Consider the following 12,396-nt stretch of genomic DNA (forward strand, 5'->3'; position numbering starts at 1 on the left):
TCAGGTTTCCCGCGAGTCGGATTGGGCTGGGTCGACGAAGATTTTGGGCACGTTCAGGCGGAAGGTCGTCCCGCGCCCGAGCTCGGACGACAGGTCGATAACGCCGCCGAGACGATACGCCAAGGCGCGCACATGCGCGAGCCCGATCCCCTCGCCGGGTTGGTCCTGGTTTCCGGCACGGCGGAACAGGTCGAACACGCGCTGGTGATCGCCCGGCGCAATGCCACGGCCATTGTCCTCGATCTCGAAGATCACGCGCTTGCCCTGCGCTTTGCCGCGCACGACGATGTGGCCGGGGCGATCGGGGCTGAGATATTTCACCGCATTCTCGATCAGGTTCGAGAAGATCTGTTCGATCGCGAGACGGTCGCTGACCAGTTTGGGCAACGGCGCCTCGATCAGCAGCGTCGCGCCGCGCTGTTCGAGCTGCGAATGCAGGCTCGCCTTGATCCCTTCGGTCATCGCCGTCAGGTCGAGCGGTTGCGGCGCGATCACGCGGCGCCCTTCGCGCGACAGCTTGAGGATCGCGTTGATCAGCCGATCCATCTTCTGCGTCGAGGTGCGGATGAAGCCGATTGCCTCGGGCAGATCCTCGCGCGCGGCGAGCCTGGCATCCTCGGTGACGATATCGGGGGCCTGCGCTTCGGCGCGGTCGATCAGCGCGGCAATCTCGCGGGTCGCGCTTTCGAGCTCGGCGGTGAAGCCCATGACGTTGACGAGCGGGCTGCGCAGATCGTGGCTGACGATGTAGGCAAAGCGCTGGATCTCGTCATTGGCCCGCGTCAGGTCGGCGGTCCGCTCGCGCACCTGATCCTCGAGCGTGTCGGCGAAGTCGCGCAGGCTGTCGCGCGAGGCGGCGAGATCGGTCGTATAGCGCCGCACCGTGATCATCGAGATCAACGCGACCAGCACCAGCAGCAAGCCGGCGACCAGCAACGTTGCGTAAAACACGCGAACGCTCGCCTGCTGCGCGGCATCGCGGATCGCCAGCAGGCGTTGTTCCTCGGCGACCATCGCATCGCTGAGCGCGCGCACCGCCAGCATCCGGCGCGCGCTGCTCTCTCCCTCGAACACCGCCAGCGCCCCGGCGCGATCGCCGCGGCCGGTCAGCACGATCGTCCGCGCGCGCGCTTGCGTCAGCGTCGTGACCAGCGCGCGCAGCTGCACGAGGTTCCGCTGTTGGCGCGGATTGTCGCGCGTCAGCGTCGCGACGCGCGCAATCGCCGCGGGAACCTTGTCCACCGCCTTGCGATAGGTGTCGAGATAGAGCGGCTTGGCGGTCAGCACATAGCCGCGCCGCGCGGTTTCGCTCTGTTCGATCAGGATCCGCGCCTGCCCGATTGCGAGTTCTACTTCGTAGGTATGGTTGACGTCGCGCGTGTGACCTTCGTTCTGCGCGGTCGACCAGGCTGCGGCGATTCCGGCGATGATCAGCGCGCCGAAGCCCAACCCCATGCAAAGGAGCAGAAAACGGCCCATTCGCCCCTCGTTGACGCCGAAATCGAGGAGCGAACGCTTGAACATGGGGCAATCCTTACGCAGCGCAACAAAGTGTGACCAGCGCCGCTGTGTTAATTCAGATCAATTTCGTTACGGGTGGCAACCGATGCGAGGAGAGGCGCGCAGTCGGGCGCTGCGCTCAGCTGCTCGCGCCGCCGCCGCGCCGACGCGCCCGTTCGGTTTCGGCGGTGAAGCGCACGTTCTCGTCGCGATCGCCGAGCATGATCGCCAGCGAATCGTCGCTCAGCTCGTGCCAGTCCTTGCCGCGATCGGGCCCCGGCCGGATCACCCGCGGCAGCAGCCCTGGGACGCGCGACCAGGCGATCAGCTGGTCGACGCCGACGAGGTTGAGCATGTCGCGCAGGTGGAAGGCGGTGACATAGGCATCGGGGAAGGCGCGATGCGCGGGCAGGCCGCGCTCATGCTCGAGGCCTGCGGGCTTGCGCCAGTAGCGCAGCATCTGGTTCGAAAAGCCCGGCGTGTCGGGCCACAGCCGCAGCGCGCATTTCCACGTGCAGATCCAGGGCGCGTTGCGGGCCAGCGCAGGCGTGCAGAACTGCTCCTCGGCGGCCGAGCGGTGCGCCGCGAGCGCGACGCGGCGCGGATAGGGATCGAGCACGCCGCGTGCGACGTCGTGCCAATAGGGCGCGTCGGCGACCTGTTCGTCGAGGATGTGGTGGATCGCCTGCGTCAGGGGCGGGATCGGGCGGCCCGGATTGACCAGCCGCGCGCCGCCTTCGCCCTCGATATCCCAGTGGCCGTCGGCGCCGCGGGCGACGTCCTGCCAGCCGATCTCGCACACGCCGTGCAAGGGCGGGGCCTCGCCGGTGGTTTCGAGGTCGATGACGCGGATGATCTGGGGAGGCGGGGGAGGCATCGCGCCTAGGTGGCGGTTCGGGGCTGGGAATGCCAGCCCCGTTGGTGGGATGCCGCCGCCGGTGCCTCAGTGCGCCGCCTGCTCGCCGCGGACGATACCGCTTTGCGCGAGCTGGTCGTCGATCATCGCGAGCAGCCGGTCGAGCGCAGCCTGATCCCTGGCTTCGGCCCGCGCGACGAGGACATCCTGCGTGTTCGAGGCCCGGAGCAGCCACCAGCCATCCGGCGTGTTGACGCGCGCGCCGTCGGTGTTGTTGACGTCGGCGCCCTCGGCCTCGAGCCGCGCGAGCACTTCGTCGACGACCGCGAACTTGCGGCTCTCGTCGACCTGGAAGCGCATTTCGGGGGTGTTGACGAGCGCGGGCATCGCGCCGCGCAGGTCAGTGATCGACGTGCCGATCATGTGCGCCGCGCGGATCAGGCGAACGGCGGCATAATGCGCGTCGTCGAACCCGTAGAATTCATGCGCGAAAAAGATGTGGCCGCTCATCTCGCCGGCGAGCGGACTGCCGGTTTCCTTCATCTTCATCTTGATCAGCGAATGGCCGGTCTTCCACATCACCGGCGTGCCGCCGAGTTCGCTGACACGGTCGAACAACATCTGCGACGCCTTCACATCGGCGATGATCGTCGCGCCCGGCAGTTCCTTCAGCACAGGTTCAGCCAGAATGGAGAGAATCTGGTCACCCCAGATCACGCGGCCCTGACCGTCGATCGCGCCGATCCGGTCGCCATCGCCATCGAAGGCCAATCCGAAATCGAGCTGCTTCTCGGCGACGAGCGCCTTGAGATCGGCGAGGTTCTTTTCCTCGGTAGGATCGGGATGATGGTTGGGAAAATTGCCGTCGACATCGGTGAACAGCAGATGATGCTCACCCGGGAGCAGCTTGACGAGCTTCTCGATGATCGGGCCCGACACGCCGTTGCCCGCGTCCCAGCCGATCTTGTAGCTGCCGCCGGCATAGCCCGCGACGAGCCGGCCGACATAATCGTCCTCGATGTCGGCGGTCGAGACCACGCCCGTGTCGGCGGCGTCGGCGACCACGTCCCAGTCGCCGTCCGCCGCCATCCGGCCCAGCTCCTGAATGTCCGCGCCGAAAAACGGCTTGTGCTGCAGCACCATCTTGAAGCCGTTATACTCAGCGGGATTGTGGCTGCCGGTTATCTCGATGCCGCCATCCACTTCTAGCGTCGCCTCGGCATAATAGAGCATTGGCGTCGGCCCCATGCCGATCCGCACGACATCGACGCCGACCGCAGTGAGGCCGCCAATCAGCGCCGCCTCGAGCTCGGGCGAGGAGAGCCGGCCGTCATAGCCGACCGCGACGCGGCGGCCGCCGGCACGGCGCACGCGCGTGCCAAAGCCGCGGCCAATCGCGTCGGCGTCGGCAGTACCAAGCGTCTTGCCGACGATACCGCGGATGTCATATTCGCGCAGCGACGTGGGATCGAAACGATGCGTCATGGGGGCTCCTACTCGCCGTGCCTCGCGCCGAGGCGGCGCGAGATCTGAAAATGGTCGGGGATGTTACCGCTGCAGCAGCACGTCGCGCGCCGCGTTGATCCGCCGCGTCAGGTCTGCCGAGCCGCCCCGGTCGGGATGCACCGCGCTGATCAGCCGGCGATGCGCCGCGCGGATCGCGTCGGCATCGGCGCCGGCATCGACCCCCAGCACCGCGCGTGCCTCGGCTTCGTCGACCCGCACCGGCGGTTTCGGGCGCGGCCGCAGCAGCAGCCAGCCGCCGATCAGCAACGCGGCGATGAGCAGGAATTTGCCCATCAGGCGAACACGGGCAACACGGTTTCGGGCAAGGCGAGCGCGCCCATCATCTCGCGCAGCTCCTGCCGCGCCGCGACATGCGCCAGCCCCATCGACCCGAACTCGCCCGAATCGAGCATCGTGAGCCCGGCCGGAAACAGTTCGCGGTAGATGACGCGTTCGCCAAGGCCCGGGACGATCCGGAAGCCGACGCGCTTGGCGAGCTGGTCGAGCGCTTCGGAGACACGGCGCATGTTGCGCGCCTCGATGTGCTGGACGCGGTTGCGCAAGACCACCCAGTCGATCGTCGAGCCGTCGGCCTTGGCGCGCGCCTTGCGTGCTTCCCAGATCAGCTCGGCATAGAAGCTCGGGCGGGTGACCTTGTAGGTTTCGGGATGGACCTGGCCGATCAGGTCGAAATCGACGAAACTGTCGTTCATCGGCGTGACGAGCGTGTCGGCGCGGCTCGCCGCCAGCCGCGCGAACGGGTCGTCGCGGCCGGGGGTATCGATCACCAGGAAGTCGGCGCCCTGCGACAGCGAGTCGAACACCTCGGCGAAGCGGTCGTCGCTCTCGCCGTCATGCGTAGCGTGGCGCGGGATCGGCAATTCGCGCCCGGTGCGCTGCACCGTTGCCGCGCGATTGTCGAAATAGCGGCCCATCGTGCGTTGGCGATGGTCGAGGTCGAACGCGGCGACCTGTGCGCCGCGCGCCTGCAGCGCGATCGCGACGTGGACCGCGGTCGTCGATTTGCCCGTGCCGCCTTTTTCGTTGGCAAAGACAATGATGTGTGGCTTTCGCGCAGCAGTCGCCAACGTGATGTCTTCCCATATTGTCCGGTGGGGGCGAGCCTCATAGAAGGCGCGCCCATCTATCGCCCGTTTCGTCAGACGCGTCCTTACCGAAGGCCAAAGCCCCGTGCAAACCATCCGTACCCTCGAAGCGCTCCGTTCTGGGATTGCCGGCTTTCGCGAAGCAGGCGCGAGCATCGCGCTGGTGCCGACGATGGGCGCGTTGCATCGCGGCCACATCGCGCTGATCGAGGCGGCCAAGCGGCCCGGGCGCAAGGTCGTCGCGTCGATCTTCGTCAATCCGATGCAATTCGGCGCGAACGAGGATCTGTCGCGCTACCCGCGCCGCGAAAGCGCCGACGCGCGGATGCTGACCGAGGCGGGCTGCGACCTGCTGTGGCTGCCGTCGGTAGAGCAGATGTATCCGGCGGGCTTCGCCACGACGATCTCGGTCGGCGGGGTCAGCGAAGGACTCGACGGTGCCGCGCGGCCGGGACATTTCGACGGCGTCGCGACCGTCGTCGCCAAACTGTTCAACCAGGTCCGGCCCGACATCGCCTTGTTCGGCGAGAAGGATTTCCAGCAGCTCGCGGTGATCCGGCGGATGGTCGCCGATCTCGATTTCGGGCTCGAGATCCAGGGCGTACCGACTCAGCGCGATGATGACGGGCTCGCGCTGTCGTCGCGCAACATCTATCTCGACGATGCGCAGCGCGGCGCGGCGGTGGCCTTGCCGCGCGCGCTCGGCGTCGCGGCGCGCGCAATCGCGCGCGGCGACGCGCCCGATGCCGCGCTGGCGACGGCGCGCGAGGCGTTGGTCGCTGCGGGTTTCGTCGTCGATTATGTCGCGCTGGTCGATGCCGAAACGCTCGCTGCCGATCCCGACCCGGGCCGCGAACGGCGCTTGCTCGCCGCCGCCAAACTCGGCGCGACCCGGCTGATCGACAACCTTGCCGTGCCACCCCGGGATCATGCCTAACGCCCGTTAACCTTTTGGTGACGTTGCTTCGTCATGGTTGGTCCGACAGCAATGGTTAACGGGGGGTTTTACGACATGGCCAGCGGCCAGAAACACGCGCAATTCCTCATGGAAAGTCGTGCCGTCGACGCGGCCCTTGGCGATGCCGATGCCTGCTACGAACTCGGCATGGTCTATTCGAGCGGCGCCGCCGGGGTCGGTATCAACCTGGTCGAAGCGCACAAATGGTTCAACCTCGCGGCCGTCGCCGGCAGCGAGATCGCCAAAGACTGCCGCCGCGACATCGCCGAGGACATGACCGCGCGCGAGATCGCCGCCGCGCAGGCCGCGGCGCGTGCCGTGCTCGTCAGCCGACAGCGCCGCGCGGCCTGATCCTCACTCCGCTGCTGCCACGACCTTCTTGGCAGGGGCTTTCTTCGCCGCGGGCTTTTTCGCCGCAGGCTTCTTCGCGGGTACCTTCTTGGCGGCGGGCGCGCTCGCCGCGGCGGCTTCAGTCGCAGGCTTCTTGGCGGCCGCCTTTTTCGCAGGCGCCTTCTTGGCCGCTGCCTTCTTCTTCCCCTTCGCCGGTGGCGCGGCCGCCGCGCGCGCGTCGATCAGTTGCGCCGCTTCCTCGAGCGTCAGCGCATCCTTCTCGATCGATTTGGGCAATGTCGCGTTGGTCGTCCCGTCGGTGACGTACGCGCCGTAACGCCCCTCCATCAGCTTGATCTCGGCCTCGGTGCGCGGATGCGGCCCGAGCACCTTCAGCGGCGCCTGGGCGCCGCGCTGCGGACGTCCGCCCCCTGCTGCGGCTTCGGCGAGCTTGACGACCGCGGCGTTCATGCCGGTTTCGAACACGTCCGCCGTCGAGGTCAGCCGCGCATATTTGCCGGCGTGCTTCAGATACGGGCCATAGCGACCGATCGCCGCCGTGATCGGCTCGCCGGTTTCGGGGTGCGTGCCGACGGTGCGCGGCAGCGACAGCAGTTTCAGCGCCCATTCGAGATCGAGCTCGCCAATATCCTTCGGGATCGACGCCATCTTGCGCGTCTCGCCCTCGCCGATCTGGATATACGGCCCGAACCGCCCCGATTTGCGCTCGACCGGCAGGCCGCTTTCAGGATCGTTGCCGAGCGTTTCCGGCCCCGTATCGACACCCTCGCCATCGGCGCCCGGCTGGCCGAAGCGGCGGGTGTATTTGCACTCCGGATAATTCGAGCACGCCACGAACGCGCCGAACTTGCCGCCGCGCAGGGCGAGCTGCCCCTTGCCGCAATTAGGGCACAGCCGCGGATCGCTGCCATCGGCCATCGGCGGGAAGAGATAGGGGGCGAGGAACTTGTCGAGCTCCGCGGTCACTTCGGACGGCTTCTGCTCCATCACCTCGGTGGTGCGCGGCTTGAAATCGCGCCAGAACGCCTCGAGCACCGCCTGCCATTCGGCGCGCCCGCCCGAGACTTCGTCGAGCTCGTCCTCGAGGCCCGATGTGAAGTCATAGCTGACGTAGCGCTCGAAGAAGCGCTCGAGGAACGCCGTCACGAGGCGACCCGATTCCTCGGCGAAGAAGCGGTTCTTCTCGACGCGGACGTATTCGCGGTCCTTGAGCGTCTTGATGATCGAGGCATAGGTCGACGGGCGCCCGATCCCGAGCTCTTCGAGCCGTTTGACCAGCGACGCTTCGGAAAAGCGCGGTGGCGGCTGGGTGAAGTGCTGCTCGGCGGTGACGCCCTTCTTGGCGGGGGCGTCGCCTTCGCGAAGCCGCGGCAGGCGGCGCGCGTCCTCGTCCTGCGTATCGTCCGAGCCCTCTTCGTAGAGCGCGAGATAGCCGGGGAAGAGCACGACCTGGCCGGTCGCGCGCAAGCCCGTCTGGCCGGTGCCGTCGAGCATCTCGACCGTGGTGCGCTCCATCCGTGCGGACGCCATCTGGCTGGCGAGCGCGCGCTTGAAGATCAGGTCGTAGAGCCGGGCGTGGTCGCCGCCGCCGGCCTTGTCCTTGCCGAAATCGGTGGGGCGGATCGCCTCATGCGCTTCCTGCGCGTTCTTCGCCTTGGTCTGATAGACGCGCGGCTTGTCGGGGACGTAGCTCGCGTCATAGCGGTTGGCGACGGCGAGGCGTGCGGCCGAGATCGCGCTCGAATCCATCTGCACGCCGTCGGTTCGCATGTAAGTAATCGCGCCGTCTTCGTAGAGCCCCTGCGCGATCCGCATCGTGTGATCAGCCGAGAAGCCGAGCTTGCGCGAGGCTTCCTGCTGGAGCGTCGAGGTGGTGAAAGGCGGCGGCGGGTTGCGCGTCGCGGGCTTCACTTCGACCGTCTGCACGGTGAAGCGACCGGCTTCGACCGCGGCCTTGGCGCGCATCGCGGTGCCCTCTTCGCCGATCGACAGGCGGTCGAGCTTCTTGCCCTCGAACTGGACGAGCCGTGCCTGGAAGGGCGTGCCGTCCTGCTCCATCTCGGCCACGACCGACCAATATTCCTGCGCGCGGAAGGCTTCGATCTCGCGCTCTCTGGAGACGATCAGCCGCAGCGCGACCGACTGGACGCGGCCGGCCGACTTGGCGCCGGGGAGCTTGCGCCACAGCACCGGCGAGAGCGTGAAGCCGACGAGATAATCGAGCGCCCGGCGCGCGCGGTAGGCGTCGATCAGATCGGTATCGAGCTCGCGCGGATGCTTCATCGCCTCGGTCACCGTCGCCTTGGTGATCGCGTTGAAGGTGACGCGCTGAACGTCCTTGGGGAGCGCCTTGCGATTGCGCAGCACTTCCTGGACGTGCCAGCTGATCGCCTCGCCCTCGCGATCGGGATCGGTCGCGAGGATCAGGCGGTCGGCGGTCTTGGCGAGATCGGTGATCGCCTTCAGCTGCTTGGTCTTGTCGGCGTAATTTTCCCATTCCATCGCGAAGCCCTCGTCGGGGTTCACGGAGCCATCCTTGGGCGGGAGGTCGCGGACATGGCCGTAGGAGGCGAGGACGCGATAGTCCGAACCGAGATATTTCTCGATGGTCTTCGCCTTGGCGGGCGATTCTACGATGACAAGCTGCATGGTGGTTCAAAGCGTCCTTACGTGTACGCGCGAGGATGGAGAGCGAAATGGGGCGGCGTCAAGCCGTCGGGCGGCCGCGTCGAATGCTCCGATGCGGTCGGGCGTGACGCCGGAGCGCCGAGGACTCGCACGCGGCGAGAGGGAGCAGGGCGCGCATCACGGGGGTCCTCTGCCATAGCCGCGGCGCCGGGGGATAGCGATTTGTGGGGCCCGTCGCGTGAACGCGCCGCGCGCGCCGCAGGCCAGGGGTCACCCGCGGTCGCGCACGGCCCGGTTGCTCCAGGCGGTCATCATCGCGCCACCCCATTTGCGGCCATGGAAGATCGACATGTCGCGCAGCCGCTCGCCCGCCGCGGCCAGATCGAGCGACCGGCTGGAAGGCCGATCGAGCCCCTCGACCTGCATCAGCCAGAGCTGGCGGAAGGCGCCGCCTTTCTGGCGCAGCAATTGCTGCGGCGGGCCGTCCTCGACGATCCGGCCCTTGTCGACCACGATCACGCGGTCGAACCCGACGATCGTCGACAGGCGATGCGCCACCGCGATCACCGTGCGGTTGCGCACCAGCGCGTCGAGCCCGGCCTGCACCTCGAGCTCGCTTTCCGAATCGAGCGCGCTGGTCGCCTCATCGAGCAGCACGACCCGCGCATTCTTGAGGAAGGCGCGCGCGATGCCGATGCGCTGGCGCTGCCCGCCCGAGAGATTGGCGCCGCGCTCGCCGACGACGGTGTCGTAGCCGTGCGACAGGCGGCGGATGAAGTCGTCGCAGCCGGCGGCATCGGCGGCGGCGTGGACGTCCTCGTCGCTCGCATCGGGCCGTGCGATGCGGATATTGTCCATCACCGAGCGGTGGAACAGCAGCACCTCCTGCGGCACGACGGCGATTGCGTCGCGCAGCGATTCCTGCGTGACCTGGTCGATGCGTTGCCCGTCGATCGCGAGATGGCCGATCTGCGGGTCGTGGAAGCGCTGGATCAACTGGAGCAGCGACGACTTGCCCGCGCCCGACGCGCCGACGATGCCGAGCTTCTGCCCGGCGGGCACGCTCAGCGACAGGTCATGGACGATCGGATCGCGCGCTTCGTAGCCGAAGGTGACGTTGGACAGATCGATTCGCCCCTCGCCGACGCGCAGCCGCGCGGCGCCGGGGGCGTCGCTCAACGTCTGGGGCACGCCGATGATGTCGAGCGTCTCGCGCAGATAGCTGAACTGCTGGCTGGTATCGATCACCGCCATGGCGAGATCGCGCGAGCCGTGGAGGATGCGGAAGGTCATCGTGCTGATGATGACGACGTCGCCGGTCGAGATCGCGCCGGTCGACCAGCGCCCGATCGCCCAGATCAGCGTGCCGCCGACCAGGATCGCCAGCGCCAGATCATGCAGCCCGCGCATCTGCTCGACGAAGAACCAGCCGCGGCGCTGCGCATCGGCTTCCTTGTCGAGAAAGCCTTCGAGCCGATCGAGCTCGCGCTCGCGCGCGGCGAACGCCTTCACCACCCAGATGTTGCCGATCATGTCGATCAGCTCGCCGCCGGCGGTGCCGGCATGCTGTGCAAAGGCGGTGTGATGGACATGGCCGCGCAGGCCCAGCAGGACCAGGCCGACGGTGACGACGACGAAGACCGCGCCGAGGATCGCGGCCATCCTCGCGTCGATCGTGACGAAGATCAGCATCGCGCCGGCAAAGGTGATCAGCGGCGGCGTTACCTCGCGCAGCAGGCGATGCATGATCGCGCCGAAGATCCCGGCCAGCCCAGAGATGCGGTGCCCGAGCGAGCCGGCACGCTGATTCTGGAAGAAGGGCATCTGGTGCCCGGTCAGATAGTTGACCATGTCGAGCCGGATGCCGACTCCGGAGCTGACCGTCGCTTGGCCGAGCGACAGAGCCGCGGCGCGCTGCAACAGGCTCTCGCCGATCACCAGCGCGAGAAACAGTGCAAGTGCAGCATAAACCGTGCTGCGCGTGCGCAGACCGCCGGTCATCGCGTCGATCAGCAGCTTCATCGCATATTGCACGCCGATCGAGCTGATCGACGCTGCGGCCACCAAAAGCCCGAGCGTAAGGAAGATCCACGGCCGCGCCGCGACATAGTGGATCAGGAAGCGGGTCGGACTGTGAAGGAAAGGCAAGCTGTCGTCTCGGGCCATGGCGGCTTGCTGCGCTGCCGTAACAATCGGCGCAAGCCGAAGTCTCCGAGCCGGGCCTCAGGCGCGATGATCTGTGCTGCGGACCGTGCGAAGGGCGCCGAATTGCGGCTTGATCGATGCGAGGGTGCCTCGTTGCCTTATGCTGCGGTAGCGCAAGAGGGCGAATTCTCGGCGATTCGATCCTTCCGTCAGCGCGCTGCCGCGTGTCAGCTGAGCGACACCCGACCGCCGGCATGCCGCTCCAGTCGCCCCGCCAGCTCGAGTTCGAGCACTATGGTCTGGACGATCGCGGGCGAATGGCCCGATTGGCGGATCAGCTCGTCGATCGCGACCGGAATCGGCCCGAGCAGGTCGGTCACCGCGTCCCGCTCGACGTCGCTCGCATCCTCCGGCGGGGGCGCGGCAAAGGGCGTGCGGCCACTGCGCACCATCCGCCCATCGATCGGGCGCACCGTCTCGAGCACGTCGGCGGCACTCTGCACCAGCGTGGCACCGTCGCGGATCAGCCCGTTGCAGCCGTGCGCGCGCGGATCGAGCGGGCTGCCGGGCACCGCCATCACCTCGCGCCCGAGCTCGCCCGCCAGCCGCGCGGTGATCAGCGACCCCGATTTCGGCGCGGCCTCGACCACGACGGTGCCGAGCGCGAGCCCGGCGATGATGCGGTTGCGATAGGGGAAGTGGCGCGCGCGTGGCTCGGTGCCGGGTGGTTGCTCGGCGATCAGCAGTCCCTCGCATGCGATCCGTTCCTGGAGCGCGGCGTTTTCGGGCGGATAGGCGACGTCGATTCCGCCGGCGATCACCGCGATCGTGCCGCTGGCGAGCGACCCGACATGCGCCGCGGTATCGACCCCGCGCGCCAGCCCGGAGACGATCGTCAACCGCTCCTGGCCGAGTTCGGCGGCAAGCTGGCGCGCGAAACGGCACGCCGCAGCCGAGGCATTGCGCGCGCCGACCATCGCGATCGTGGTACGCGCGAGCAGATCGGCATTGCCGCGCACGATCATCACCGGCGGCGCATCGTCGAGCTCGGCGAGCAGGGCGGGATAGTCCGCGTCGTCGCGGAACAGGTGGCGCGCGCCGAGCCGGGCGACCATCGCGCATTCGCGCTCGGCCACGGCAATCGGGGCGACCGGCGGGGGTTTGCCGCCGCCACGCGCGGCAAGGCCGGGAAGCGCGTCGATCGCGGCCTCGGCGCTGCCGAAGCGGGCGAGCAACTGGGCATAGGTCACCGGGCCGATCTGCGCGGTGCGGATCAGGCGGAGCCGTGCGATCGCCCCGGCATCTCCCCGGCTCGTTTCGCGTCGTCCGTCAGCCACCCCGCTGTG

Annotated in this window: 10 protein-coding genes; 2 read left to right on the plus strand and 8 right to left on the minus strand. The window is 67.9% G+C overall.

From position 1 onward, the window contains the following. The 5 genes from U1872_RS12145 to U1872_RS12165 form a co-directional block, all read right to left on the minus strand. Positions 1-1,524 carry a sensor histidine kinase gene (locus U1872_RS12145; RefSeq protein WP_332793151.1) on the minus strand — a complete coding sequence of 508 codons (1,524 nt, stop codon included), beginning with the start codon at positions 1,522-1,524 and terminating at the stop codon, positions 1-3. Positions 1,525-1,639: 115 nt separating this feature from the next. Next, positions 1,640-2,377 (minus strand): 3'-5' exonuclease, encoded by a 738-nt coding sequence (locus U1872_RS12150; RefSeq protein WP_332793152.1) that lies wholly within the window; start codon positions 2,375-2,377, stop codon positions 1,640-1,642. A 66-nt stretch (positions 2,378-2,443) separates the two neighbouring features. After that, a complete protein-coding gene (gene pgmG, locus U1872_RS12155; RefSeq protein WP_332793153.1) occupies positions 2,444-3,841 on the minus strand; it encodes a phosphoglucomutase/phosphomannomutase PgmG in 1,398 nt (465 codons plus the stop codon). Between the two features lie 63 nt (positions 3,842-3,904). Then, complete coding sequence (locus U1872_RS12160) at positions 3,905-4,156, minus strand: J domain-containing protein (protein ID WP_332793154.1); 252 nt, start codon at positions 4,154-4,156, stop codon at positions 3,905-3,907. Then, complete coding sequence (locus tag U1872_RS12165; protein WP_332793155.1) at positions 4,156-4,950, minus strand: division plane positioning ATPase MipZ; 795 nt, start codon at positions 4,948-4,950, stop codon at positions 4,156-4,158. Before U1872_RS12165 ends, U1872_RS12160 begins: the two co-directional genes overlap by 1 nt. A gap of 103 nt (positions 4,951-5,053) precedes the next feature. Here U1872_RS12165 and panC point away from each other — a divergent pair, with 103 nt between their 5' ends. Both panC and U1872_RS12175 read left to right on the plus strand, forming a co-directional pair. Continuing rightward, positions 5,054-5,905 carry a pantoate--beta-alanine ligase gene (panC, locus tag U1872_RS12170; RefSeq protein WP_332793156.1) on the plus strand — a complete coding sequence of 284 codons (852 nt, stop codon included), beginning with the start codon at positions 5,054-5,056 and terminating at the stop codon, positions 5,903-5,905. Between the two features lie 75 nt (positions 5,906-5,980). Then, the gene (locus tag U1872_RS12175) at positions 5,981-6,277 is read left to right on the plus strand and encodes a hypothetical protein (protein ID WP_332793157.1); all 297 of its coding nucleotides are present in this window, start codon (positions 5,981-5,983) and stop codon (positions 6,275-6,277) included. A 3-nt stretch (positions 6,278-6,280) separates the two neighbouring features. Here the strand turns inward: U1872_RS12175 and topA are convergent, their stop codons facing one another. From topA to dprA, 3 genes are all read right to left on the minus strand, one after another. Further along, positions 6,281-8,926 carry a type I DNA topoisomerase gene (gene topA, locus U1872_RS12180; RefSeq protein ID WP_332793158.1) on the minus strand — a complete coding sequence of 882 codons (2,646 nt, stop codon included), beginning with the start codon at positions 8,924-8,926 and terminating at the stop codon, positions 6,281-6,283. A gap of 249 nt (positions 8,927-9,175) precedes the next feature. Next, positions 9,176-11,071 carry an ABC transporter ATP-binding protein gene (locus U1872_RS12185; RefSeq protein WP_332793159.1) on the minus strand — a complete coding sequence of 632 codons (1,896 nt, stop codon included), beginning with the start codon at positions 11,069-11,071 and terminating at the stop codon, positions 9,176-9,178. Positions 11,072-11,277: 206 nt separating this feature from the next. Then, positions 11,278-12,387 carry a DNA-processing protein DprA gene (gene dprA / locus U1872_RS12190; RefSeq protein WP_332793160.1) on the minus strand — a complete coding sequence of 370 codons (1,110 nt, stop codon included), beginning with the start codon at positions 12,385-12,387 and terminating at the stop codon, positions 11,278-11,280. Positions 12,388-12,396 lie beyond the last annotated feature (9 nt).

The organism is Parasphingomonas frigoris (genome assembly GCF_036663815.1).
Taxonomy (GTDB): Bacteria; Pseudomonadota; Alphaproteobacteria; order Sphingomonadales; family Sphingomonadaceae; genus Sphingomonas.